This window comes from Candidatus Nanosyncoccus nanoralicus, assembly GCF_004138405.1.
Lineage (GTDB): Bacteria > Patescibacteriota > Saccharimonadia > Saccharimonadales > Saccharimonadaceae > Nanosyncoccus > Nanosyncoccus nanoralicus.
In genome coordinates this window covers 15,371-39,167 of record NZ_PRLL01000004.1, presented here as the reverse complement: position 1 = coordinate 39,167, position 23,797 = coordinate 15,371, and the positions used below count along the sequence as shown (strand labels likewise).

General features: G+C 41.2%; 40 protein-coding genes, 1 tRNA gene and 1 pseudogene. 4 read left to right on the top strand and 38 right to left on the bottom strand.

All coding sequences use genetic code 11. The features are described 5' to 3' along the window. From G3KMM_RS01235 to G3KMM_RS01205, 7 genes and pseudogenes are all read right to left on the bottom strand, one after another. Window positions 1–686: ABC transporter permease (locus G3KMM_RS01235; RefSeq protein ID WP_164998461.1), on the bottom strand; the 686-nt coding region annotated here is incomplete at its 3' end. A 6-nt stretch (window positions 687–692) separates the two neighbouring features. Continuing rightward, the gene (locus G3KMM_RS01230) at window positions 693–1,619 is read right to left on the bottom strand and encodes an ABC transporter ATP-binding protein (protein ID WP_129604415.1); all 927 of its coding nucleotides are present in this window, start codon (window positions 1,617–1,619) and stop codon (window positions 693–695) included. A 138-nt stretch (window positions 1,620–1,757) separates the two neighbouring features. Next, window positions 1,758–3,158 (bottom strand): annotated as a pseudogene (gene glyA, locus G3KMM_RS01225) (serine hydroxymethyltransferase); the annotation flags it as partial. Between the two features lie 21 nt (window positions 3,159–3,179). Continuing rightward, on the bottom strand, window positions 3,180–3,692 hold the full coding sequence (locus G3KMM_RS01220; protein ID WP_129604412.1) for a dihydrofolate reductase: 513 nt from the start codon (window positions 3,690–3,692) through the stop codon (window positions 3,180–3,182). 36 nt (window positions 3,693–3,728) lie between these two features. Next, window positions 3,729–4,223 carry a thymidylate synthase gene (gene thyA / locus G3KMM_RS02950; RefSeq protein WP_306760310.1) on the bottom strand — a complete coding sequence of 165 codons (495 nt, stop codon included), beginning with the start codon at window positions 4,221–4,223 and terminating at the stop codon, window positions 3,729–3,731. 11 nt (window positions 4,224–4,234) lie between these two features. Next, window positions 4,235–4,789: a thymidylate synthase gene (locus tag G3KMM_RS02945; RefSeq protein ID WP_129604407.1), complete on the bottom strand. Its 555-nt coding sequence runs from the start codon at window positions 4,787–4,789 to the stop codon at window positions 4,235–4,237. 83 nt (window positions 4,790–4,872) lie between these two features. After that, window positions 4,873–5,919, bottom strand: a complete 1,047-nt coding sequence (locus G3KMM_RS01205; protein WP_129604405.1) for an HD domain-containing protein — start codon at window positions 5,917–5,919, stop codon at window positions 4,873–4,875. Window positions 5,920–6,143: 224 nt separating this feature from the next. Here G3KMM_RS01205 and G3KMM_RS01200 point away from each other — a divergent pair, with 224 nt between their 5' ends. After that, window positions 6,144–6,821, top strand: coding sequence for an HD domain-containing protein (locus G3KMM_RS01200; protein ID WP_129604403.1), 678 nt, complete (start codon window positions 6,144–6,146; stop codon window positions 6,819–6,821). 75 nt (window positions 6,822–6,896) lie between these two features. Further along, window positions 6,897–6,973 (top strand) — tRNA-Ala (locus G3KMM_RS01195). A gap of 61 nt (window positions 6,974–7,034) precedes the next feature. On the opposite strand, the gene G3KMM_RS01190 is transcribed toward G3KMM_RS01195, so the two are convergent. The 17 genes from G3KMM_RS01190 to rplF all read right to left on the bottom strand — a co-directional run bounded on the left by G3KMM_RS01190 (window position 7,035) and on the right by rplF (window position 16,376). Further along, a complete protein-coding gene (locus G3KMM_RS01190; protein ID WP_129604400.1) occupies window positions 7,035–7,496 on the bottom strand; it encodes a GtrA family protein in 462 nt (153 codons plus the stop codon). Window positions 7,497–7,564: 68 nt separating this feature from the next. Then, window positions 7,565–7,963 carry a 30S ribosomal protein S9 gene (rpsI, locus tag G3KMM_RS01185; protein WP_129604398.1) on the bottom strand — a complete coding sequence of 133 codons (399 nt, stop codon included), beginning with the start codon at window positions 7,961–7,963 and terminating at the stop codon, window positions 7,565–7,567. Beyond that, complete coding sequence (gene rplM, locus G3KMM_RS01180; protein ID WP_129604395.1) at window positions 7,963–8,388, bottom strand: 50S ribosomal protein L13; 426 nt, start codon at window positions 8,386–8,388, stop codon at window positions 7,963–7,965. The genes rpsI and rplM overlap by 1 nt, the downstream gene beginning before the upstream one ends. Next, window positions 8,388–8,774, bottom strand: a complete 387-nt coding sequence (rplQ, locus tag G3KMM_RS01175) for a 50S ribosomal protein L17 (RefSeq protein WP_129604392.1) — start codon at window positions 8,772–8,774, stop codon at window positions 8,388–8,390. Before rplQ ends, rplM begins: the two co-directional genes overlap by 1 nt. Beyond that, the gene (locus tag G3KMM_RS01170) at window positions 8,775–9,725 is read right to left on the bottom strand and encodes a DNA-directed RNA polymerase subunit alpha (protein ID WP_129604389.1); all 951 of its coding nucleotides are present in this window, start codon (window positions 9,723–9,725) and stop codon (window positions 8,775–8,777) included. Between the two features lie 8 nt (window positions 9,726–9,733). Further along, window positions 9,734–10,351 carry a 30S ribosomal protein S4 gene (gene rpsD, locus G3KMM_RS01165; RefSeq protein ID WP_129604386.1) on the bottom strand — a complete coding sequence of 206 codons (618 nt, stop codon included), beginning with the start codon at window positions 10,349–10,351 and terminating at the stop codon, window positions 9,734–9,736. Beyond that, window positions 10,351–10,776, bottom strand: coding sequence for a 30S ribosomal protein S11 (gene rpsK, locus G3KMM_RS01160; protein WP_129604383.1), 426 nt, complete (start codon window positions 10,774–10,776; stop codon window positions 10,351–10,353). Before rpsK ends, rpsD begins: the two co-directional genes overlap by 1 nt. 11 nt (window positions 10,777–10,787) lie before the next feature. Next, window positions 10,788–11,174: a 30S ribosomal protein S13 gene (rpsM, locus tag G3KMM_RS01155; RefSeq protein WP_129604380.1), complete on the bottom strand. Its 387-nt coding sequence runs from the start codon at window positions 11,172–11,174 to the stop codon at window positions 10,788–10,790. A gap of 2 nt (window positions 11,175–11,176) precedes the next feature. Next, window positions 11,177–11,293 (bottom strand): 50S ribosomal protein L36, encoded by a 117-nt coding sequence (gene rpmJ / locus G3KMM_RS01150; RefSeq protein WP_129604377.1) that lies wholly within the window; start codon window positions 11,291–11,293, stop codon window positions 11,177–11,179. Between the two features lie 98 nt (window positions 11,294–11,391). Then, entirely contained in the window at window positions 11,392–11,613 is a 222-nt protein-coding gene (gene infA, locus G3KMM_RS01145; protein WP_129604374.1) for a translation initiation factor IF-1, read from the bottom strand. Window positions 11,614–11,708: 95 nt separating this feature from the next. Beyond that, window positions 11,709–12,149 carry a GNAT family N-acetyltransferase gene (locus G3KMM_RS01140; RefSeq protein ID WP_129604422.1) on the bottom strand — a complete coding sequence of 147 codons (441 nt, stop codon included), beginning with the start codon at window positions 12,147–12,149 and terminating at the stop codon, window positions 11,709–11,711. 25 nt (window positions 12,150–12,174) lie between these two features. Beyond that, the gene (locus tag G3KMM_RS01135) at window positions 12,175–12,867 is read right to left on the bottom strand and encodes a class F sortase (protein ID WP_129604372.1); all 693 of its coding nucleotides are present in this window, start codon (window positions 12,865–12,867) and stop codon (window positions 12,175–12,177) included. Between the two features lie 18 nt (window positions 12,868–12,885). Further along, window positions 12,886–14,301, bottom strand: coding sequence for a preprotein translocase subunit SecY (gene secY, locus G3KMM_RS01130; RefSeq protein WP_129604369.1), 1,416 nt, complete (start codon window positions 14,299–14,301; stop codon window positions 12,886–12,888). Between the two features lie 84 nt (window positions 14,302–14,385). Beyond that, on the bottom strand, window positions 14,386–14,859 hold the full coding sequence (rplO, locus tag G3KMM_RS01125; RefSeq protein ID WP_129604366.1) for a 50S ribosomal protein L15: 474 nt from the start codon (window positions 14,857–14,859) through the stop codon (window positions 14,386–14,388). Next, window positions 14,859–15,509, bottom strand: coding sequence for a 30S ribosomal protein S5 (gene rpsE, locus G3KMM_RS01120; RefSeq protein WP_306760298.1), 651 nt, complete (start codon window positions 15,507–15,509; stop codon window positions 14,859–14,861). Before rpsE ends, rplO begins: the two co-directional genes overlap by 1 nt. A 1-nt stretch (window position 15,510) precedes the next feature. Further along, a complete protein-coding gene (gene rplR / locus G3KMM_RS01115) occupies window positions 15,511–15,840 on the bottom strand; it encodes a 50S ribosomal protein L18 (protein ID WP_129604363.1) in 330 nt (109 codons plus the stop codon). After that, window positions 15,840–16,376 carry a 50S ribosomal protein L6 gene (rplF, locus tag G3KMM_RS01110; protein WP_129604360.1) on the bottom strand — a complete coding sequence of 179 codons (537 nt, stop codon included), beginning with the start codon at window positions 16,374–16,376 and terminating at the stop codon, window positions 15,840–15,842. Before rplF ends, rplR begins: the two co-directional genes overlap by 1 nt. A gap of 119 nt (window positions 16,377–16,495) precedes the next feature. Between rplF and G3KMM_RS01105 the strand changes: the two genes are divergently transcribed. Together G3KMM_RS01105 and G3KMM_RS01100 are read left to right on the top strand one after the other, a co-directional pair. Next, on the top strand, window positions 16,496–16,927 hold the full coding sequence (locus G3KMM_RS01105) for a hypothetical protein (protein WP_129604357.1): 432 nt from the start codon (window positions 16,496–16,498) through the stop codon (window positions 16,925–16,927). A 41-nt stretch (window positions 16,928–16,968) separates the two neighbouring features. Then, window positions 16,969–17,871, top strand: coding sequence for a hypothetical protein (locus tag G3KMM_RS01100; protein WP_129604354.1), 903 nt, complete (start codon window positions 16,969–16,971; stop codon window positions 17,869–17,871). 82 nt (window positions 17,872–17,953) lie between these two features. Here the strand turns inward: G3KMM_RS01100 and rpsH are convergent, their stop codons facing one another. The 14 genes from rpsH to rplD are packed head-to-tail and all read right to left on the bottom strand — an operon-like array spanning window position 17,954 to window position 23,796. Beyond that, window positions 17,954–18,355, bottom strand: coding sequence for a 30S ribosomal protein S8 (rpsH, locus tag G3KMM_RS01095; protein ID WP_129604351.1), 402 nt, complete (start codon window positions 18,353–18,355; stop codon window positions 17,954–17,956). Between the two features lie 15 nt (window positions 18,356–18,370). After that, window positions 18,371–18,640, bottom strand: a complete 270-nt coding sequence (gene rpsN, locus G3KMM_RS01090) for a 30S ribosomal protein S14 (RefSeq protein WP_129604347.1) — start codon at window positions 18,638–18,640, stop codon at window positions 18,371–18,373. A 1-nt stretch (window position 18,641) separates the two neighbouring features. Further along, window positions 18,642–19,214, bottom strand: coding sequence for a 50S ribosomal protein L5 (gene rplE / locus G3KMM_RS01085; RefSeq protein ID WP_129604343.1), 573 nt, complete (start codon window positions 19,212–19,214; stop codon window positions 18,642–18,644). A gap of 2 nt (window positions 19,215–19,216) precedes the next feature. Then, window positions 19,217–19,444, bottom strand: a complete 228-nt coding sequence (locus G3KMM_RS01080) for a KOW motif-containing protein (protein WP_129604338.1) — start codon at window positions 19,442–19,444, stop codon at window positions 19,217–19,219. Between the two features lies 1 nt (window position 19,445). Further along, window positions 19,446–19,814: a 50S ribosomal protein L14 gene (gene rplN / locus G3KMM_RS01075; RefSeq protein WP_129604333.1), complete on the bottom strand. Its 369-nt coding sequence runs from the start codon at window positions 19,812–19,814 to the stop codon at window positions 19,446–19,448. A gap of 2 nt (window positions 19,815–19,816) precedes the next feature. Next, complete coding sequence (gene rpsQ, locus G3KMM_RS01070) at window positions 19,817–20,128, bottom strand: 30S ribosomal protein S17 (protein WP_129604327.1); 312 nt, start codon at window positions 20,126–20,128, stop codon at window positions 19,817–19,819. Between the two features lie 2 nt (window positions 20,129–20,130). Then, the gene (rpmC, locus tag G3KMM_RS01065) at window positions 20,131–20,316 is read right to left on the bottom strand and encodes a 50S ribosomal protein L29 (RefSeq protein ID WP_129604322.1); all 186 of its coding nucleotides are present in this window, start codon (window positions 20,314–20,316) and stop codon (window positions 20,131–20,133) included. A gap of 2 nt (window positions 20,317–20,318) precedes the next feature. Then, window positions 20,319–20,732 carry a 50S ribosomal protein L16 gene (rplP, locus tag G3KMM_RS01060; protein WP_129604417.1) on the bottom strand — a complete coding sequence of 138 codons (414 nt, stop codon included), beginning with the start codon at window positions 20,730–20,732 and terminating at the stop codon, window positions 20,319–20,321. Between the two features lie 8 nt (window positions 20,733–20,740). Beyond that, complete coding sequence (gene rpsC / locus G3KMM_RS01055; protein ID WP_129604316.1) at window positions 20,741–21,367, bottom strand: 30S ribosomal protein S3; 627 nt, start codon at window positions 21,365–21,367, stop codon at window positions 20,741–20,743. Continuing rightward, window positions 21,367–21,753 (bottom strand): large ribosomal subunit protein uL22, encoded by a 387-nt coding sequence (locus G3KMM_RS01050; RefSeq protein ID WP_129604310.1) that lies wholly within the window; start codon window positions 21,751–21,753, stop codon window positions 21,367–21,369. The genes rpsC and G3KMM_RS01050 overlap by 1 nt, the downstream gene beginning before the upstream one ends. Next, on the bottom strand, window positions 21,753–22,043 hold the full coding sequence (rpsS, locus tag G3KMM_RS01045) for a 30S ribosomal protein S19 (RefSeq protein WP_129604304.1): 291 nt from the start codon (window positions 22,041–22,043) through the stop codon (window positions 21,753–21,755). The genes G3KMM_RS01050 and rpsS overlap by 1 nt, the downstream gene beginning before the upstream one ends. Window positions 22,044–22,046: 3 nt before the next feature. Next, the gene (rplB, locus tag G3KMM_RS01040; RefSeq protein WP_129604301.1) at window positions 22,047–22,883 is read right to left on the bottom strand and encodes a 50S ribosomal protein L2; all 837 of its coding nucleotides are present in this window, start codon (window positions 22,881–22,883) and stop codon (window positions 22,047–22,049) included. Continuing rightward, a complete protein-coding gene (locus tag G3KMM_RS01035) occupies window positions 22,883–23,194 on the bottom strand; it encodes a 50S ribosomal protein L23 (protein WP_129604299.1) in 312 nt (103 codons plus the stop codon). Before G3KMM_RS01035 ends, rplB begins: the two co-directional genes overlap by 1 nt. After that, a complete protein-coding gene (rplD, locus tag G3KMM_RS01030; RefSeq protein ID WP_129604296.1) occupies window positions 23,194–23,796 on the bottom strand; it encodes a 50S ribosomal protein L4 in 603 nt (200 codons plus the stop codon). Before rplD ends, G3KMM_RS01035 begins: the two co-directional genes overlap by 1 nt. Between the last annotated feature and the right edge of the window lies 1 nt (window position 23,797).

Below are 23,797 nucleotides of genomic sequence, written 5' to 3'. Positions count from 1 at the left end.
AACATGAGAGCGACTGGGCTGGCGCTGGTGATTAGTACTTCCATGGCTCGAGAAGTTTTTTCGGTCACAACACTCATAGCAACCTTTTGACCGAACATAATGATAACCATATAGAGCACAAAAACCATGACGTAGGCGTACCAAAAATTTTTAGCACCATTTTCGCTGACATTTTCAACTTGATGGTTAATATCAGGGTTTTGAACTTCAGCAATTTGAGTATCAGATAGTCCATGTTTTTTCAGATAGAAATTAGAGTAGATGGTTTTTAGAAGATTATCCATAACTTGTAGGTTTGGATCTTGCAGAACTGAGATATTTGCTAAATAGGTGTAGGATTTGAGGTCTGAGGAGAGAATGAAGGCAAAATCGACAGACTGATCTTTAATTTTCTTTTTTATTTCTTCTTTTGAATCGTTTGTAATTTTGACATTAGTATGTGGAAAACTTGCAGCAATACTTGGAAGAATTTTGTCAATTTCGGAATTGTCGGATGCAACAAGAACTTCGGGTTTCTTCACTTCTGAATTTTCGGTGTTATGGGATTTTTTAATAACTTCACCCACGCGAGGCGCAAAGAGTAATCCAGACACTGCGAGGACTAGGATGACTGTTGTGATGACAAAAACTTTGTTTTTAAAATATTGGGTAAGTTCATGCTTGAAGATTGTTAAAAATTGTTTCATATTATCCTATCTTTTCTCTTTTATATTTGTAATTTCGTCAATCTCTTTTTCGTCACCAGCATACTCAACAAAGATATCGTTTAGAGTTGGTTCCAAAATGCCGATACTATCAATATCGTATTCTTTGATTAGTTTTTGCATGATTTTTTGTTTTTGATCAGCAGATACCATTTTATAAATTAAGTCAGTATCATCAATAAGTTGACATTCGTTTTCGTATTCGGCTTTAATTTTTTGAACATCTTTTGATTCAATTTTTAGCTTATTCCGTTCATAGCTTTGTTTTATTTGTTTAATGTTGCCCGAAATCATGATTTCGCCGTTTTTCATAATTAGAATATCATCGCAGAACTCCTCAATATAATTCATTTGATGACTTGAAAAAATTACGATTTTATTTTGCTTGATCTGCTCCTTGACGACACTTTCGAGCAGCCTGGCGTTAACAGGGTCGAGGCCAGAAAAGGGTTCATCAAATACAACAATGTCAGGGTCGTGGGCAATACTTGAAATTAGTTGGATCTTTTGTTGATTTCCTTTTGAAAGGGTGTCAAGTGGTTTGTTCTTATGTTCAGACATATTGAGGAAATCGAGCCAGTAATTTACGGACGTAATAGCATCTTTCTTACTCATACCCTTAAGGGTGGCAAGATAAATTAGTTGATCTAAAATTTTTTCTTTTGGATACAAACCACGCTCTTCTGGAAGATACCCAAAACTAACGGCTTTATAGTCAAGAGGTTTGCCATCGAGGAGAATTTCACCACCGCTGGCCTTAAAGACATTCATGAGAATACGTATGGTAGTGGTTTTACCAGCACCATTACGCCCGAGAAGGCCGAAAGCATGGCCACTTTTGGCGGTGAAGTTAATATTATTTAAAGCAGTTTTCTTGCCAAATACTTTCTTAATATTCTTTAATTCGAGTTTCATAGGCTCCTTCTTGAATAATGTTTTAATATGATGGGTTTATGTTGTGTGGGAATAATGTTTAGTCTCACTGCGGTTCTGATCGTCATTCTGGGGAATTTTTGATTTTCATTCTGTTATTCCTGGCACTTTAAATGTTGTAGATAAGGCGATTACTTGTTGGTGGATTTTTTCTAGGTCTTGCTTAATTTCTGGGCTTCCTAGATTTTCCTCAGAGCCAGCTTTAAGGCAAAGGTCCATCACTTGTTTCATCCAGTCTGCAATTTGTAGCATTTCGGACTCCTTCATGCCGCGAGTGGTGATGGCTGGAGTGCCTAGACGGACACCAGAAGGACGAAAGGCTCCACCTTTGTCGCCTGGTACGGCATTAGCGTTTAGAGTAAGTCCAACGAGGTCGAGGGCGCGTTCGTAGAATTTTCCGTCAATGCCGAAGCTTTTTTGGACATTGATTAGAATTAAATGATTATCTGTACCGCCGCCTTGTAATGTAAATCCGTGTTTGATTAAACTATTCGCTAAGGCTTTTGCATTGAGGACGATTTGTTTAGCGTATTCTTTAAAGCTCGGCTGTAAGGCTTCGAGGAAGGAAACGGCCTTAGCGGCAATGATATGCTCTAGTGGACCGCCCTGGGTGCCTGGGAAGACGGCACGATCAATAAGGATAGGAATATTTTCTAAAGTATGTTCGGGCTTTTTGAGAGGGGAGGCGACATTACCATTGGAGAGAATAAGTCCACCACGAGGACCACGCAAAGTTTTATGAGTAGTGGTAGTCATAACGTGAAAACCGTAATCAAGGGGGTTGGGGTGGACGCCGCCGGCGATTAGTCCTGCAACGTGAGCCATGTCGGCCATGAGGAGAGCGCCAACTTTTTGCCCGATTTCGGCGATACGCTTGAAATCTGGAATTTTCATGAATGCGGAATAGCCAACTAGTATAATTTTTGGTTGTTCAGTTTCGGCGAGATGTTCAATTTCTTCGTAATTAAGATCACCATCTTCGGTAGTGCCATAAGAGATAAAATTGTAGATTTTGGCAGACCTGGTGACTGGAGAACCATGAGTGAGATGGCCACCGTGGCCAAGATTCATGGCAAGAATTTTATCACCAGGCTGGCACCAGGCAAAGTAAACAGCTTCATTAGCGTTAGCTCCTGAATGGGGCTGAACATTAGCGTGATCGGCGTGAAAAAGCTTCATGGCTCGTTCAATGGCGAGACGCTCAATGCGGTCAACATTAGTTTGTCCGCCATAATAGCGATAGTTTGGAAGGATTTGTTGTGAGATTTGATCTTCGTCCCAGTGGAAATTGACATCTGGTTTACGTTCTTGAATTTGTGTTTCCTGCCAGCTTAATCCTTCGAAGGAGGGATATCCTTCTGAGTATTTATTAGTAAGAATGGAGCCCATTGCCTTTAAAACATTAGCGGAAACGTAGTTTTCGCTTGGGATTAATTCGAGTCCTTCGGCTTGGCGAACTTCTTCCTGCTTTATTAAATTAAAGATGGGATCTTCCTGTGTATTATGAGAAAAATTTGACATAACTATATCCTGTTTAAAAATTTATGAACGTTTTTGGTATAAGTTATGGATATAATTTAGATCATGAATACCTTCCTTATCTTCAATTATATCACTGTTCTGGCCAAGTTTTTCGACTGTATATTTTGTTTTATCAAAGTCCGGAAAATAAACGTCAGCTTCAGCATCTTCACCATCTACTTCAGTTAGATAAATCTTGTCGCAGTAAGGCAAGAATTGTTGGTAAATTGATCCACCGCCAATGATAAAAAATTCCTGGGAGTCATTTTGATGGTCTTTGATGAACTGGTTTAGATCATGTAGGACCGTGACTTCTTCGGGAAAAGTTGGCTCTTCATCTGGTGAAAGTACATAATGTTTTCGACCGGGAAGAAGTCTAGGGAGACTGAGAAAGGTGGTTCGTCCCATGACAACTGGGTAACCCATAGTGGTTTGTTTGAAGAATCTTAGGTCGCCAGGGATATTAAAAACTAAACCGCCCTTTTTGCCTAATTCACGGTTTTTGCCGATGGCTGCAATAATGCTAAAACTCATGTGTGCTCCTTTGAAAAATAATTATTACCTTAAAGGCTATTCTGTGACCGGCATAATAATTCGACCCTGATGTTTATAGTCAATTAATTGAATGTCTTTTAATTCCTTGGAATTGTCAAACTTGAAGAAGTCGTGAATATCTGGATTAATATAGAGAGCTGGTGCTTTGAAGAGTTCACCGTCTTTTTCGATTTTCTCATCCCGACGTCGCAACTGCTCCTCGATGCCCGGTATTTGATTTTCATAGATATGAGCATCATTAATTACATAAGTCATTAGGCCTGGTTTTAGATTGCACACTTTGGCGATAAGATGACAGAGTACGGCATACTGGGTGACATTAAATGGCATTCCGAGAGGTACATCGTTTGACCTTACAGTAACGATAAGATTGAGTTTTTGGTTGTTATCTGAAACACTCCATTGAGTATTCCAAACACAAGAAGGGAGGGCAGCGGTTTTGATCCATTCGTTTTGCCAGAGAGACATGATCATGCGGCGATTAGTAGGGTCATGTTTAATTGTCTCAATTAGGCCTTGGGTTAATTGATAGCGATTAACAATCCAGCCGTAGGCGGTGCCAATGGTGTGGGCAAATTCTTTACCAAAATGTTTGCCTTGGTAATTCCCTTCCGCGTCAATTTCCCAAGGCCTTGGGTTAATTGATAGCGATTAACGATCCAGCCGTAGGCGGTGCCAATGGTATGGGCAAATTCTTTACCGAAATGTTTGCCTTGATAGTTTCCTTCTGCGTCAATTTCCCACTCGTTCCAGATTTTAACTCCGCGTTCTTGTAGCCAACGCACGTCGTTGCTTTGAGCCTGATAGAACCAGAGCATTTCAAGGACGGCGGTTTTGAAGGCGACGAATTTGGTGGTGAGGATGGGAAATTCTTCTGATAAGTCAAATTGTAAGATCTGGTGTGGAAGACGAATAGTGGTTGTGGGTTTGATGGTCTGAGCTAAGTGATTAGGAAAATTAGACTGGATATCTTGATTTGTTTTTTGATCAAGAACTTTCGGGTTTGTAGTGACACGTTCACCAGTGGTGAGAATTTTTTGACATAGCTCTAGATATTGCTCGTCGAACTTGCTCATATGACCTCCATTTTTAATTAGTATAGCATTCGGTTTAGAAATAAAAAAGCCCCAGCAAAGCTGGGACTAAAGGAAGGTATGTATTATAGGGCAAGTAATCTAGCCTTTTTAGATTTCCATTGATCAAACCATTCGCCACGTACGTCAATGACTGCTGCTTTTAATATTTTGTAGAATATGTCGTAATAGTAGCAGTTATGTTGATGTATAACGAGACTGGCGGCAAAAATGTCCACTAAGGTTTCACTGCCCATAATTTCAGCTATTTTCTCTTCCCCTTCAGATACATAATGATTGTACTTACTGTGCAAGATGCCATAATGCCCGGATGATTCGTAGATGAGACCACGCAGGATTGCATCAAGCTTGTCTGCTAACTTGCATAGATCACGGAAGATTCTATCTTCTACTGAAAGCGTATCAGGATTTTGATTGTAGATTTTAAAATCTCTCAGAATCTGCTTACGAAGCTTGCGTTTTGAGTATTTTAACCTTCTCTTCAAGCAGGCGTATTCCTTGTTGTCGGCATCAGGATCCCTAAGTGGATTGTCAGGTATATCACCGTTCTCTGTTTCACCAAGATCGTGATACTGCATAAAGAGTATGGCACGATCAAGGATACTCTTGTCGATTTTTTTACCATACCTGTCACGAATTTGTTGGAGTAAAGCTACTGCCCCAAACGAATGTTGTGACAATGTTTCTGGGCATAAAGCCTGATCTGAATGCATTTTTTTGGCAGCCCCATAATTTATGAAACCGGAGCGTGGAAAATGATCCATTTGTCTAAAATTGAAATAGTGCTTCCAGATTAAGTTTGGACGTTTTCTGGATTTTTTCCTTCTCTTCATCTCATGATATTGCTTAGGTGGAAGACCGCAGAAATCATCATCTGGAGTTAATTTGATTTTATTTGGATCGTAATTCTCTTTTTGCTTTTCGTTATCTGTCATGTCAGATACCCCCTTTTCTGAAAAATCGGTTGTAGATACATCCTGATTTGACGTATCTTTGTAACTTATAAATATCGCGTCACCAGAATTCATGGCTACGATGTCGGTGCCTTGTTCAGGCGTTAATAAGTAGATACTAAATTCGCCACTGTTGCTAAAATCTATAAAATAATACATAAGATTCCTCCTTTTTAATGTACTTAAGACTCAATAGAAACATCAAGCTTTAGCTTGCTTTTCTCGTGTATTATCTCTGGTATTATATAACTCATAAGCTTTAATCGCAAACATAACCAGGACGATTTTTATGTTTGACTCGAAAGTTTTTAAGCTTGATTTTTTATAGAAATGATATTAGAATATCCTCTAACTTATTGTTCTTTAAAAAGGAGGTTTGTTTTATGGAGAAGAAAGTTTTATTGTCTGAGGACGAAACTGTAAAGACAATCAGTACATTTTTAAGAGGCTTTGCGAGTACTGGGACACATGTGCAGACATTGACGGCGCTTGGTTATGCAAGGTCAAAACATGCGGGTCAGATGAGACGGTCGGGAGACCCATATATCTTGCACCCTCTGAAAGCGGCAACTTTTGCCATTTCAAATGGGATTACAGACGATGTTTTAATTGCTGCGATTATTTTACATGACGTACCAGAAGATACGATGACTCCGATTACGGAGCTTCCGTGTAATAGCGAAGTAAAGCATGCGGTAGAGCTAATGACTTATCGTCGTTGTGATGGTGAGTCTAAATTGTCGGCAAAGCGTCGTTATTACAACGGCTTGATGGAGAGTAAATATGCGCTTTCATGTAAGGCCTATGATAGAGTTAATAATCTATGGACCTTATGCGACCTCTCACGAGAGTCGGTAGTAAAAAATATATATGAAACTGAATTTTTCCTGATGCCACTTTTAAAGGATGGGAAAGAATTGTGGCCAGAATTTGCAAACCAAATTAGTGGCCTGCGGGATATCTTTCGCGGTGCTATATATTTTTATGCCAAGACTTATGGTTTTGAGATGCCTAAGGATGAGCCAACTGATGATGAGTGGTCGGTGATACTTGGTGAATAATGGGAGGATTCTGCCCTCCCCTTTTTAGATTTATTATTTCATGGTTTACGTTTTTTATGGTATAATGTGGTTATTGGGGTATTAGCTCAGCTGATTAGAGCGCTTCGCTGGCAGCGAAGAGGTCAGGAGTTTGAATCTCCTATACTCCACCAGATTGTTTTTAAAACTCACCGTTATGGTGAGTTTTTTTATTTTTCACTGTGGTTATCTTTTTTACTTTAATTTTTTGTGTGACCCTTTAAAAACGAATAATTTTGAAAAGAGATAATTTAAAACTACGGTAATGATATTGCAAAGTAATTTCCAGATCAATTTATCATGATGAAAATGATCGACCATGAGCCACATGATTAAAACTTCCACAAAGAGGGTTATAATTCTAGCAATTAGAAAGTTGATTATCTCTTTTGTAGTTTCTTTTCTCGACTTGTTTTTGCTTTTAAAAACCCAAATTTTATTTGTGACAAAAGCAAAAATAACAGCAATGATCCAGGCGATAACGGTGGCCGGAATGGTTTCGACTGCTGTGAATCTTGAGAGGGCCCAGAAAGAAATCAGGTTGATCAAGGTTGTAAGTACACCGAAAAATAAGTAGGCAATGAGGTGTTCATATTTCAGAATGAAATTCTTTAAGTCCTTAATTGAAGTAAGAGCTTTAAGTAGATCTTTTAACATAAGTTCATTATATCACTAGACAAAAAATACCCCAAATGGGGTACTCTTTGTCCAATTTGCGTAAATGATTAACGCTTGGAGAACTGTTCGCGCTTTCTTGCGGAGCGAAGACCGTATTTTTTACGTTCTTTCTCACGAGGATCGCGTTTGATGAGGCCAGCTTTCTTAAGAACTGGACGTAGGTCAGGAAATTCTAAGGTAAGAGCTTTAGAGATAGCTAATTTAATAGCATCAACCTGACCAGCAAGACCACCACCTGATACGAGGATGGTGATATCAAACTCTTTTTGCTTACCAGCAAGAGCTAATGGATCAGTAACCTCGGCAAGAAGTGATTTGTTGCCTGAAAGGTAGTCAAGAGCAACTTTGTTGTTGATGGTGATTTCACCTTTACCCTTGAATAGGCGAGCACGGGCGGTTGCAGCTTTGCGACGACCAAGACCGTAGGAATATTTGGTAGTAGCCATTATTTGATCTCCTTTGGATTCTGAGCAGCGTGAGCATGTTCAGCGCCATTAAAGACGCGGAGACGAGCTAAACGATCTGCTGCAAGCTTATTTTTTGGCATCATGCCCTTGACAGCTTCTTTAAGAGCGTAAGAAGGATCTTTTTCGATAACTTCTTCAAGTCTTAATTCTCTTAATCCACCTGGGAATCCACTGTGGCGATAGTATTTTTTATCAACCATCTTGTTACCAGTAACTTGAATATTCTTAGCGTTAATGACAATGACGTAGTCACCATTATCAACATTTGGAGTGTAGGTAACTTTTGATTTACCCATAAGTTTGTCGGCGATGACGACTGCTAATTTTCCAAGTGGAAGAGTGCTGGCGTCAATAACAAACCATTCGCGTTTGATTTCTGCGGTTTTTTGGCTAAAAGTTTTCATTACTTAGCCTCCTTTTTGAGGTCGAGATCGATGGAATCAACAAAGGAGATGGTTGCCATTTCGGCGTGATCACCTTTTCTGAAGCCAGTGCGTTCGATTCTTAGATAACCTGAATTACGCTTGATTTGTGGTGCAATTACATCCATTAAGAGATCTGCAGCTTCGAGGTTATCGAGGCGGGAGATGAGGAGGCGACGATTTGCGAGGCCACCTTTCTTAGCGATTGTAACTAATTTTTCGGTACCACGACGCATTTCTTTAGCGCGGGCAAGCGTAACGGTAATTGCTTGATATTTGATCAGAGAACACATCAGCCCACGTAGTAGAGCCCTTCTCTGGTCGGTTTCACGGCCGAATTTACGACCTTTGTATCCGTGGCGGTGCATTTAAATATTTAACTCCGTTAACTTTTGTTTAACTTCGTCAAGCGCCTTTTGTCCGAAACCTTTAAGTTCTTTGAGGTCGGTGTCTGAGAGGACAACGAGATCGCGGATGGTACGAATTTCGTTATTAACAAGTGCGTTGGCGGTACGGGCGGAGAGGCCAAGCTCTTCAATTGGGAGCATAAGACCTGCATCTTCCGCTTCTTCTTTTGAACCTGGAGCAGGTGCTGATTCAACAACAGTGCTTCCGGCAAAAGCTTTATATTGGTTGAGGAGGATAGCGGCAGCTTCCTCGAAGGCTTCTCTTGGGGTAATGGTGCCATCAGTCTCGATAGTAAGAGTTAATTGATCCAAGTTGGTATCTTGCCCAACACGAGTCTTGTCTACATCGAAACGAACACGCAAAACTGGGGTGAAGACAGCATCAAGTGCGATCATGTCGCTGTGAATACGTTCTTCACTAGCAGCTTCGATTGGAAGGTAACCACGTCCTGATTCAACGATGAAATGCATCTTAAGAGTGTAGTTTGGATCGTCGATGTGGCAGATAACCTGGTTAGGGTTTGCGATTTCGACATCGCCAGTGAGTTTAATATCACCAGCAACAACACGTGCATCACCATCTTTTTCAGTTTGATCGCTGCCTTTAATCTCAAGAGTAAGTTCTACTGGAGCGTCAGTGTGACACTTGAAGCGAATATTCTTAAGATTTAGCATGATGTCAATGACATCTTCACGCACACCCTCGATAGCAGTAAATTCATGAGTGGTGCCTTCAATGCTGAAAGAAGTGATGGCAGCACCTTTGATGCTTGAGAGTAGAACACGGCGTAGCGAGTTTCCTAAGGTGTGACCATAGCCGTGATAGAGCGGCTTGATAACAAATGAGGCGCTACTAGCGGACAATTCGTTAACTTCTGCAAGATTTGCTTCGTGAATTACTTTTGTTGTCATTGTTCTCCTTAGCGTGAGTAATACTCAACGATTAGTTGTTCATTAATGCCGGCTTCTGCTTCTTCGCGTTTTGGTGTACCGGTGATTTCAATCCTCATTTTTTTAGCATCGGTTTTTAACCAGCTGAGTGGCTGAGCACCAGATGCAGCAACAGTATTCTCAAGATTTTTGAAGTATTCTGACTTGACTGATTTTTCACGAACTTCTAGGACGTCGCCAGCTTTAAGGCGGATTGATGGAATATCAATACGACGGCCGTTGAGTAGGAAGTGACCGTGAGAAACGAGTTGACGTGCTTGGCGACGAGTGGTCGCAAAACCTGCACGAAAGACAACGTTGTCTGCGCGGCGTTCGAGAAACTCGAGGAGGTTTTGACCAGAAAGACCTTCGGCCTTCTGTGCTTCCTTCATGAGCTTAGCGAACTGTTTTTCTAGTAGACCATAGAGACGGCGAACTTTCTGTTTTTCACGTAGCTGGGTAAGGTAGAGACTACCACCACGAACACGCATGTCACCGTGTTGACCTGGAATACCAGATTTTTTTGCCATAATCTTATGGGCTTTTGGTGCGAGGGCAAAACCTTCGCGACGACTTTGTTTGACGATTGGAGATTTATCTCGTGCCATTACGGTTTCCTCTCTCCCTTTGGACGTACACCACCATGAGCGATTGGTGTTTGGTCGGTTATACTATCGATTTTAATTCCAAGGCCGGAGAAGGCGCGGATTGCGCTATCGCGACCAAGACCAATACCTTTGACGTAAACGTCAACTGAACTGAGGCCGTGATCTTTCTTAGCGATTTCACCAGCTTTTTCGGCAGCAATTTGGGCTGCATAGGCGGTACCCTTCTTAGAGCCACGGAAGCCATTAGCTCCTGCGGATGACTGAGAAAGAACCTGACCTTTTTTGTCAGAAACACTAATAATAGTGTTGTTGAAAGTGGCTTTGATGTGTACCTGACCGGAAGTCACGACACGTTTGCCTTTTTTACCTTTAACTTTGGTAGCTTTTACTTCTGCTACTTCAGCTTGTTTTACTTCTTCTGTCATTCTAATTACCTCTAAGTCTTACTTGCTGCTTTTGGTTGTGCTCCACCGACCGCGATCGCCTTACCCTTACGTGTACGTGCATTCGTACGAGTACGCTGGCCGTTGACTGGAAGTCCAGCCTTGTGGCGGACACCCTTGTAAGAATTGATGTCCTTAATTCGTTTGATATTGTTTGTAACGAGGCGACGCAGATCACCTTCGACTTGATATTTGCTAGAAATAATGTCGTTGATTTTCTGTTCTTCAGCCTCGGTGAGATCTTTCACCCGAGTGGTAGGCTCAATTTTAGCCTCCGCAAGGATGGCTTTTGAGGTTGTGCGTCCGATTCCAAAAACGTAGGTTAGAGCAATCCAAACCTGTTTTTCGGAAGGGATGACAACGCTAGCAATTCTTGCCATTCTTAACCCTGCCTTTGCTTATTCTTAGGTTTTTTCTTGTTGATGACACGAAGAACACCTTTGCGGCGTACATAAATGTCATCAGGGGAGATTTTCTTTACACTTGCACGTACTTTCATTTGTGTAAAAATCCTTTCCTTATTAAGCTATTCCTAGGTACTCCTCTAGTTTCACTAGCGGAAAGTGGCTATAAGTTTCGCCAAGATAGCGGTTGATATTATTTGAGGCGGAAGCTGATACGGCCCTTAGTAAGATCATAAGGGGTGAGTTCAACTTCTACCTTGTCACCTGGCACAAGACGGATAAAGTTTTTGCGCATTTTTCCGCTCATGTGCGCAATAATAATATGGCCATTCTCAAGTTCCACTCTGAACTGAGTGTTTGGTAATGCATCGACGATGGTGCCGCCGAGTTTAATTACTTCCTTTTGACTAACCATAAATTACTCGCTTATTATAGCAAAAATATCTTAAAATGTAAATGCTGGTTTTTGCATTGACCAGTAGACTTTGATTAATCGTTTGAAGCTTGTGATTAAATAGTGATTTTTTCCATTTCGTTTATAACTTTGTCTCGGTAAATAAGATCTTCTCGTTTTTTGAATCCAAGTTTTTCCCAAAAAAGGTTACCGAGATTATTATTGGAGAAGACAACCAAGGCGACTTTATTAATGCCTTCGTTTTTTAAGGCAGTCAGTGACGATGTTACGAGTTTTTGTCCGACTCCTTTCTTTCTAAATTTTTCGGAAACTGCAGTGTGATAAATATAGCCTCGTCTTCCATCATGTCCCGAAATAATCGTTCCAATAATTTCATTATGCGAAATAGCTACAAAACATGTATTTGGGTTGCGTTGCAAGAAGATATTAATCCCAGTTTTTGTATCATCTAAATTATTTAAACCCATTCCTTTGGTTAAAGTCCAGAGATTATAAATATCATCATAATCCTCGATGGACATTGGCCTTATGTAAATATCATTCATATTCTACTTTGCTCTATTATATTCGAACTGCTCTTAAAAATTGGCGTGAGAGATAGGTTCTTTGTAAATTTGACCATTCGCCGGTACAAGTTATAATACTGATTGATTCCACTCCTTCGACGGGTGAAGCCTGCATGGAGCGCATCTTTTGATTGGCCTCTTTTAAAGTATAGGTATAGTTATCGTAGACTTGATAAGTATATTTTGTGCCATCACCCATTTCGATTTCTATGTGATCCCCTTTTTCAAGTAGAACAAGATTCTTGAAGACACCTTGCATGGTTGGACCACCATTGTGTCCATCAAGAATAGCAGTACCGTTTTTACCTGGAAGACTGGATTTAGTATACCATCCAACGTCAAAAATGCTGAGCGGGACTGCGATAGCGCCTGCGGCGGTTTCGTTCACAGGGAGAATTCTTGCATTATTTACACCAATTTTTTCTATACTTAAAAAGCGTGGCTGATCGGCAGCGACGATATAGTTTTGTTTTTGATCGTTGGTGATAATTGTTTCGTCGACATCTGTGCTGTCGATGGAAATGTCACCAGAGGTGCGTGGTTCTATACGCTCCCTACCTTCTTGGGATTTATAATATTGGTTTTCCCAGATAGCTAGCCTTGCGATTACTACTATGAAAAGGATTAGTACAATAATTTTTAGAATCGTACTGATATGTAGTTTTGATCGTGAGTTCTTTAATTGCATACATCCACCCTAGATTTATTATTTAAAGTCGTCGTAGGTAACCATCAGGGCACGAGAGTCGACTTGACGTAGATTTTCAAGTGCAACAGTAACTACGATAAGAAGACCAGTTCCGGAGAGGGATAGGCCCATTGGTGAGCCGGTAAGAATAATAAAGATATAGTCCGTGATGAATGGTAGCATGGCAATAAGGCCGAGTGAGAATGAGCCAAAGAGATTTAATCGGTTGACAACATTATCAAGATATTTGGCTGTTGTTTTTCCTGGTCTTACGCCTTCGATGAAGCCACCTTGTTTTTGTAGATTATCGGCAATCTCATTAGTATTAAAGATGATGGTTGTGTAGAAATAAGTGAAGAGAACGACGAGAATGAAGTAGAGTGCAGGATAAATAAACCATTGCGTAGTGATGCCGTTTGGATATAGTTTGGTGAAGTTCTGAGCATTTGGTGCGGTAAAGAGTGATGTGAGTGTGGCTCCGATACTGTTGTCGGGTTTAAGTGTGGTGAGGAGTTGTCCAAGTAGTGAAGGTAGAGAGAGGAAGGCGGTTGCAAAAATGACAGGAACAACGCCGGCGGCAATTAATTTAATTGGAAGAATAGACTTAATACCACCATAGGTACTATTGCCGTGTACGCGCTTGGCGTAATTGACCGTAATAATTCTCTGTGCTTCATTTAGCTTAACGAGCCAATAGAGGACGAAGATAATTGCAAGACCCATGATGAGAAGCGTCCAGAAGACTGTAGGATTGACAGGTAGATTAAACCATCCAAAGAGATTTAAGGTGCCGTATTTGGTTTCAAAAAGACTGTGGGTAAGGCTGGCCGTTGTAGTTGGGAATTGAGAGATAATACTAGCAAAGATTATCATCGAGATACCGTTACCAACGCCCTGTTCGGTAATAAGTTCACCAAGCCACATTAAGATGATTGAGCCTGCTGTCATGGTGGTGATTGATAGAATCCAGTCACGGGTGGTTGGAACAAAAGATACGGTGTTGGTCGCGGCGATTGACTGGTACAGAATATAGATATAGGCAATAGATTGGACAATGGCTAGAGGTACGGTGATCATGCGGGTCCATTGATTGATTTTGCGGCGCCCTGTTTCGCCATCTTCGGAGAGCTCTTCAAGACTTGGAATAGCTTTGGTGAGTAGTTGAAAAATAATAGAGGCGGTGATGTATGGAGAGAGCCCAACTAGGATTATGGAAAAAGAAGCGAGGCCGCCACCTGAGATTAAGTTTAAGAAACCGGAGAAATCAGATTTTGAAATTAGATTAGAAACAGCATCCTTAAAGGTTTTAGCATCTCCCATTGGTACTGGAATATGTGCGAGTAAACGATATGCGACGATTATGCCAAAAACAATAGCAATACGTTTTAGCATGTCTTTATTTTTTAGGGATTTGAAAATTGTCTTGAAATGCATTAGGACCTCTCTTGTATTTACTTATATATAGTATCATAAACTAGACAAAAAATAACCCCAGGAAGGGGTTATTTTTAATATGATCTATTCTGATACTTTATTTTCAGCTTTTGGACGAGCTGGAACTTTAGTTTTAGTAAAGTTGCCGCCTGCTTTTTTGATCATCTCAATAGCGGTTTTACTGGCAAATTGAGTTTTAAGATCAATTTTAGCTTCTAGCTCACCACGGGTAATAACCTTAACTTTGACGTATGGGTTGGTGATGAGGTTTGCTTCAGCGAGAATGAAGTTGTCGACAATGCCAGATAGACCATTAAGGTTATCGGTGTAGACAAGCTCTGCTTTCTTGTGAAGAGACTTGAAGCCTTTAAGCTTTGGAACTGCTTGCATAAGAGCACGTTGACCACCCATGAAGGTTGCTGGCATTTTGCGGTGACCAGTACGAGCTTTTTGACCCTTGGTACCACGACCTGCAGTTTTACCACGACCAGCTGCGATACCACGACCGGCGCGGGTTGGGCGAGAATTGCGCTCAACGATTAACTCATTGTACTTCATTATTTATTCTCCTTTTTGGAGGTTTTATTTTTTTCGATAGTAGTATTCCATTTTGCGCGTGGAACTTGCTGTCTAAGACCTTCGATAACGGCATAAGCAATGTTTACTTTATTGGTTGAGCCAAGTGATTTGGAAATTAAGTTCTTAATTCCAGTGAGGCCAATGACAGAACGGACGATACCGCCAGCGATAATACCAGTACCAGGAGCGGCAGGCTTCATTAAGACGCGAGCACCCGTGGTTTTGGTTTCAACTTCGTGGCAGATAGTCTCTTCGTTCAAATTGAAGGTGATCATGTTCTTTTTAGCAACACGAACAGCTTTTTGAACAGCAGTAGTAACGTCACCGCCTTTTGCTACACCGACACCAACTTTATTTTTCTTATTACCTACGGCAACAAGAGCTTTAAAGCGCATACGGCGACCGCCTTTGACGGTACGAGAAACGCGATCAATATTGATGGTGATTTCTTCAAATTCTTTTGGTGTATTGTCGGCTTTAACGCGGTCACGACGTGTGTTTTTGCGCATTGGTCGACCTGACATATCGCGGGTCTGCTTGGTAGCGGCAACTTCGTCAGTCATCTTTAAAGTACCAGACTTATTGACAACTTTTGGTTGCTTTGGAGCAGTTGTATTTGCGTCGGCCATATTAGAACTCCAATCCTTCCTTACGAGCTGCATCGGCGAGTGAAGACATGCGTCCAGCATAGAGTCTTGAGCCTCGGTCGAAAACAACCTTGCTGATATTTGCTTTTTTAGCTAATTTGGCAATTTCAGTACCAATTTGAGCTGCTTTTTCTGACATTGAACCAGTCATCTTTTTGCCGACGGTTGTTGCGTAAGCAAGTGTAGACATCGTGTCATCGTTAATGATTTGTGCAGTAACGTTTAGATTACTGATGTGGACAGTAAGACGAGGACGCTCCTCGGTGCCGTGGATCTTAGCACGGGTTCGATTTGCACGAAAAACTTTATTCATTATTTCTTTCCTGCCTTTCCTGCCTTACGGAGAATAACTTCGTCAGCATATTTAATACCTTTACCCTTGTATGGTTCTGGTTTCTTGAAGGCGCGGATTTCTGCTGCAGTCTGACCAACTTTTTGTTTGTCAATGCCAGAAACGATAATTTCCATCTTGTTAGTTTTTAGCTCAACGCCTTCTGGGGCTGAGTATTTAACAGGATGTGAGAAACCGAGAGACATCTCAATTTCCTTTGGCCCGCCTGAAAGACGATAACCAACACCATTAATCTCAAGTTTCTTTTCAAAACCTTGAGTGACGCCAATGACGGCGTTATTCAAAAGTGCGCGTTGTAGACCATGCCAAGAACGGGACTTTGGTTCGTCATCCTTACGAGTGACGATAGCTTTTCCGTCTTCGATAGTGACTACAACGTTTTCCTGAACAGGAACCTCGAGTGAACCTTTAGGTCCAGCGACAGTAATAATCTGTTCGCCGACCGTGATTGTCACTCCTGCAGGAATCTGTACAGGTTGTTTTCCGATACGACTCATATCTTCCTTTCAATTAATATTATCCTCGTGATGATAGCATATTTTACTATTTTAAGCAAGGTCACCCCTATTCTTATATATACAAGAATTTAACAAATATTTATAGTAAAATAGTTATTATGAATAAAGATAAGAACTTTGAGGGCGATTCAATCTTCAGGGGTGCTAGTGAATCTGAAGATGGCTCTGATTTTGAAAATAAACCAATTGATTCTTATCTTGAAAATGAATTACAAATGGTCAAAATCCTGAAAGAGTCTATTGGGCAACAAAGGGTATTAGATTCTGCTAATCGAAAACTCGATAAACAGACTATCCATGATGTACTTGAGGTTGAGTTGCAGGAAAAACTAACTACGCTTTCAGATCTTGATTTGGCTGCTTCTTTAGGAGAGCCTGGTATTTCTTTGGGGTTCTTAAATACTAACGAATCTCTATTTGATGGTGAACCTGATGGTGAAATGTTTTTTGATAAGGTGGATAATAAGAGTAGTTTAGGTCAGGTGAATGAAATTTTAGTATATAAATTATCGGGTCTTCCAATTAGTTAAATACTAACGAATCTCTATTTGATTGTGAACCTGATAGTGAAATGTTTTTTGATAAGGTGGATAATAAGAGTAGTTTAGAACGGGTGAATGAAATTTTAGTATATAAATTATCAGGTCTTCCAATTAGATTTTTGCAACATACGGTGGATTATCGATTGTCTCCGGATACTGATGTTAATTCAACTGGATTTATTAGGTCACAAAATTTACTCTTGAATCCTGATTATTGGATAAATCAGGAAAATGATATTAGGGGTGAGAAAAGTAATACTTTGAGTTGTTCTTATGTTGACAGTGAAATCAATATTATGCATGGGGCAGCCACGAGTTTTTTTGGAGTGGCTTACGGTTTTTGCAAAATCGAGAAGAATGCCTTGATTGGTGTATATAAAGGTGATGGCCAGACAGCTAATAATGTAGGTGAGATGGCCGCACATGACGGCCGGTATGAGGTCGAATCACTCGATGAACTAGCTTACAAAAGCACAAGTTCTTATAATGAAGTATTTCTTAGGCGTTTTGATGCAAATAATCAGAGTTTAATGCCAGATTTTCTGATTACGTATGATGGGTTTTACTCTGATCAGATGGTCAAGCATGCCAAATTCTTCAATGTCCCAATTATTGATATAGAACGAAATAGTTACGTATTAAAGCAACTTGAAATTGCTAAAGAAAAAATACAAACGATTAATAGTATGAGTCAATATGAGGAAATTTTGGGCGTTTTGAATTATTTAAAATTTTCTTCACTTGATATTGACGCTTATAAATACTTGTCAGATGGTGAAGAGGATGAGCCTAAGCGTGAGATTTTGAATAATTATTTCATAAAGCGTTTTGATGAGGATGAAATCCGAAAAATAAAAGAGATATTTAGACTTGAGAAGCAGAAGAGACCTGTTACTATGAAAAACCCAAGATTTGAGGATGAAGATTTTTAGTATTTAACAGTTTTTGTATATTAACGTTTTATAAAAACAGTCAAAAAAATAGAGCCGGACGGGCTCTATTTTTAAGATTGAATTACCAAACTTTGACTAGGATTTCACCACCGAGACGAGCTTGTTTTGCTTCGTCACCAGTCATAATACCCTTAGAAGTTGAGATAAGGACGATACCACGACCTGACTTAACTTTTGGTAGTTCATCAACGCCAGCATAAACGCGACGACCTGGTTTTGATACCTTGGTGATCTCGTTAATGCGTGGAGCTTCGTTGATTTCGTTGATTACGACGCGGATGGAGTTACGTGGAGTAGCTTCAACAACGCTGTAGTCTGTGATAAATTTGGTGCGCTTTAGACCTTCAAGAATTGCAAGCTTAAGCTTAGAAGCTGGAACGCTAATTTCATTTTTGTTAACCATGATAGCGTTACGGATGCGGGTGATAAGGTCTGCGATCTGATCTGTTGATTGTAATGACATAACTTACTCCTTTCCTTACCAACTACTCTTTGTTACACCAGGGATCTCACCCTTGCTAGCTTTTTCACGGAAGCTAATACGACTTAGACCAAAGCGGCGCATGTAGCCACGTGGACGACCATCAAGTAGGTCGCGGTTCTTAAGACGGGTTGGGCTTGAGTTTTTAGGTAATTTTTGAAGACCTTCTAGGTCGCCAGCTGCCTTTAATTCAGCGCGTTTGGCTTTGTATTTGTCAAACATTTTCTGGCGTTTGAGGTCGCGAAGGACTGCTGATTTTTTCGCCATATTATTTGCTCTCCTTCTTTTCAAAAGGCATACCAAATGCCTCTAATAACTTGCGGCTGCCTTCCTTGGAGCCATTCTTGATAATAAAAGTAACTTCGAGGCCGTGCAATACTGAAGCATCTTCGAAGGTGATTTCTGGGAAGACGGTTTGCTCTTTAAGACCAATTGAGTAGTTACCTTGCATATCGAATGAATTTGTAGGTACGCCGTGGAAGTCACGAACATGAGGTAAGGCAATGCTAATAAAGCGGTCAACGAATTCATACATCTTGTCGTTGCGTAATGTGACGAGATAGCCAACTGGGGCGCCCATTCCTTTACGGATTTTGAAAGATGCGATTGATTTTTTTGCAAGACGTGAGGTTGGAGCTTGACCAGCGATCTTTTCGAGAGTCAAGGCTACGGTTTCAGTGAAATGCTTGTCTTCGCGTTTTTTACCAACACCACATGAGATGATGACTTTCTCAAGCTTTGGTAGCTTATTGACATTATCGATATTTAACTCTTTTTCAAGGTTCTTAACGATTTCGTCGTTGTAAAGTGTTTTAAGACGAGGAATATATTTATCTGACATAATTATTTCCCTTCTTTCTTAAGGTTTGAAAGATCGATACCGACATGAATATCTTTCTTGCCGCCCTTTGGATTGAATTGAGTTGCACGCATGTGGCGTTCACGAATTCCAATCCCTTCGATCATAGCTTTGTGGTTTTTGCGATCCATTTTGACGATCTTACCAGATTTACCTTTGTTGTCACCGGCGATAATGGTTACAACATCGCCTGATTTGAGATTTTGGGCCATATTAGAGTACCTCCGGTGCTAAGCTGATAATCTTGTTAAAACCAAGTTCGCGAAGTTCGCGTGGAACCGGTCCGAAGACACGGGTACCTTTAGGGTTTTTGTCGTCATTGATAATGACGGCAGCGTTGTCGTCGAAGCGGATGGTTGATCCATCTGCGCGGCGAATTTGGCCACGAGTGCGTACAATAACAGCACGAACGACAGCCTTCTTTTTAATGTTGCCTGTAGGTGAAGCTTCCTTAACACTGGCGGTAACAATGTCACCAACACGAGCGTAACGAGCACGAGTACCACCAAGGACACGGATTACTCCAAGTTCCTTGGCGCCACTGTTGTCGGCTACATGCAATCTAGTTTCCTGTTGAATCATAATTAATTTTCCTCCCCTGTGGTTTCATCTTCAGGTAGTGCATTCTTGACATCGTCTCTAAGTTCAACTGTACCATGTGATCGCTCAAGAATCTTGACGAGTTTATAGGTGCAGGTCTTTGAATAAGGACGGCAAGCGGTGATTTCAACCTTGTCTCCTAACTTTGCCTCATTATTCTCATCATGAGCGGTGTACTTACGAGTGTGTGAGTACTGCTTGCGATAGAGTGGGTGAGTTTCGCGGTTAGTGATGGAGACAGTGATGGTCTTGTCACGTTTGTCAGAAGTAACTACTCCTTGAAGTGTTTGTGCCATACTTAGGCTCCCTTTCCTTGATTAATTAACGTTTTTGATCTTGCGATTTCTTTCCTTAAAGCTTTGATCTTGTGTGGATTTTGAAGAGTTCCTTCAATTAATCCACGACGAGCTTCGAGTAATTCTTTTTGAAGATCAGCTAACGGTTTTAGAACTTTTTCAGCTTTTTTAGCTTGTTTTTCTGCCATAATTACTGATCTCCTTTCCTGACGAACTTACAGCGGACAGGTAGTTTGTGGGAAGCAAGACGGAGAGCTTCTTTTGCCTGCTCTTCGGTAACTTCGCCCATTTCGAACATAACTGTACCGGTTTTAACTTTGGCAACGTAGAACTGTGGCTCACCTTTACCAGAACCCATTTTAACATCAAGAGGTTTCTTGGTGACTGGGGTGTGTGGGAAGATGCGGATCCAGACTTTACCACCACGCTTGATGTAGCGAGTGATAGCCTGACGGGCAGCCTCGATTTGGCGTGAGTTGATACGCTCGTTGTCGAGTGACATGAGTCCAAACTCACCAAATGCAACTGTATTACAACGAGTTGCTATGCCATTGTTTTTGCCTTTTCTAACTTTGCGATGTGCAACGCGACTTGGAAGTAAAATAGCCATAATTATTTCTCTCCCTTATAGATCCAGACCTTGACGCCAACAATACCAGCGATGGTTGGAGCGTGGTGGATATGGAAGTCGATATCAGCGCGAAGAGTATGTAGAGGAACTGAACCCTCGATGAACTTTTCACGGCGTGACATTTCAGCACCGTTAAGACGGCCGGAAACTTCGATACGAACACCTTTAGCTCCTGCAGTCATAGTGGACTGGCTAGCCATCTTGACGGCACGGCGGAAATTCATACGCTTACCGAGTTGGAAGCCAATATTCTCAGCCACTAATTTGGCAGAAAGTTCTGGTTTTTTAACTTCTTCAACATTAATACGGATTGGCTGTGAAACAAATTTTTCAAGCTCTTTCTTGATTTCGTTAATACCTGCACCTTGTTTACCGATCACGGCACCTGCTTTTGCGGTACGAATAGTGATAGTAGTTAGGTTGTCGGTACGCTCGATATCAATGCGAGCAATAGTTGGACGAGACTTAAAACGATTTTCAATAGCCTCGCGAATCTTAACATCTTCAATTAACCATTTTTTGAAGTCAGTATTTCTGGTAAACCATTTGGAAGACCAGTCTTTGCTGATTTGTAGACGATAAGAAACAGGGTTAACTTTTTGTCCCATTACTTGTCCTCCTTTTTAGTGGTCTCGGCTTTTTTAGCTTTCTCTTCACCAGCTACTTCAACAAAGATGTTGCTGGAGACTTTTTCGAAAGGAAGAGCGCGACCGCGTGATGCAGGAACAAAGCGACGAATACGTGTACCTGCGGTGACTGAAATGCGAGCAATGCGAATTGTCTTAGGATCGATTGAAACGCCAGAATTCAATAGATTAGCCTTGGCGGAATCGATGGCCTTTAGAACTGGACGAGCAGCACGACGTGGAGTATGTTCGAGGATTACGATAGCGTCGGCTACGTAACGATCACGAACTAGACTTGCGACAATGCTGGTTTTGCGTGGCATTGAGTCAATACCTTTAATATATGCATGTGCAAAATGAGTAGACATTATTTACCTCCTCGTTTTGCAGCTTCAGCGGCTTTCTTACCACCATGGCGTTTAAATTTGCGAGTTGGGGCAAATTCGCCAAGCTTGTGACCGACCATATTTTCTGAAACGAAAACTGGAACATGAACTTTACCGTTATGAACGGCAACTGTGCGACCAACCATCTCTGGGAAGATTGTTGAGTAGCGTGCCCAAGTTTTGATTACGGTGCGATCTTCGGCAGAAAGAGCTTTGATTTTCTTTTCTAATTTAAAATCCACGAAAGGACCTTTTTTGAGGCTTCTTCCCATAGACTATTTCCTCTTTCCTTCGTGACGACTGCGCACGATCATTTTATTAGTTTTCTTATTGTGGCGAGTACGGAAGCCAAGAGTGAGCTGACCCCATGGTGTACGAGGAGCTTTACCAGTACCGTGACGGCCACCGTCACCACCACCGTGTGGGTGATCTGTAGCGTTCATGACAACACCACGGACGGTTGGGCGAATGCCTTTGCGGCGGACACGACCAGCTGAACCGATTTTAATATTTTGGTGTTGCATGTTACCAACTGTACCAATTGAAGCTTCACAAGTTGCAAGAACTTTACGAACTTCGCCGGAAGGCATACGAAGAGTTGCATAAGCACCTTCTTTTGCCATAAGCTGAGCTGAGTTACCAGCAGAGCGAACCATCTGTGCACCGCGACCTGGAGTTAGCTCGATGGAGTAAACCATGGTACCAACTGGAATATTGCTAAGTGGTAGACGGTTAGATTCTTCGATTGGAGCCTCGGCACCGGTTTGGAAGGTTTTACCCTTAAACATCTTAGAATCTGCAATAACGTAGTAGAAAGTATTGTTAGTGTCTTTGACACGGGCAATACGTGCGCTACGGTTTGGATCGTACTCAATTTCCATAATTTCAAAGGTCATATTCTTTGGAAGATTATGGGTAACTAAGCGATAGTGACGTTTTACACCACCACCACGATGGCGGACAGTGATACGTCCTTGGCTGTTTTTACCAGCATTCTGCTTTTTAGCTTTTAATAAAGACTTAAGTGGTTTTCTTGTAGTGATTTGATCGAAATCCTGGGTAGTCTTCTGGCGCTGAGCAGGAGTGGTAGGACGATAAGCTTTAATGCTCATTATTTATTATCTCCTTCCTCAACTTTTTCTTCGTCGAAAATACGGATTTTATCGCCAGCGCTTAGAGTAACATAGGCTACTTTACGATCGCGGCGGAATGTTTTACCTGGGTAAGCATGTTTACCTTTTGAGAAACGAGTTGCTTTACCTTTTCTAATTAAGATGCGAATATCTTTAACGGTGACATTGTATTGTTCAGCGATGGACTTTGCAACTTCTTGCTTGGTTGCATCAGCTGGAACATAAAAGATATAAGTGTTCTTAGTTTGTTCAGTGTAGGCTTTTTCGGTTGCACGTGGAATAACTAACATTAGGCATTCTCCTTTCCGATTAGCCAGTTATCGATAGAGGCGACTGCATCTTTGACGATAACAATGGTATCTGCGTTCATGATATCGAAGACATTAAGGAAAGTTGGACGGACGACCTTGGCGAAAGCAATGTTATTGGTTGCGCGCAAAGTGAGCTCATCTTTCTCTGGAACGACGATTAGAACGTTCTTTGGAGCAACTTTGAGGTCGGTAAGAGTCTTAATAACCTCTTTAACTTTGCCGTCTTTGATACCAAGGGTATCGATGACTTGAATTGCCTTAGCGGTGTTCTTCATGGAAAGAGCTTGCATAACTGCAGTTCTCTTGGCATTTTTGCTGAGTTTCTTGGTGAAGTTTTCTTCGCCAGTACGACCACCAGCTACACCACCGTGACGCCAGATAGGGTTACGAGTTGAACCAAACCTTGCGCGGCCAGTTCCTTTTTGTTTCCATGGCTTCTTACCACCACCACGAACTTCACCACGCTTCAAAGTTTTGGCGTGTGAACTACGTGAGTTAGCAAGGTATGCGTCGTAAGCTAATTTAACTAGCTCATGATTTGTAACTTCGAGATTGAAGATTTCTGGGTTTAAATCTGCCATA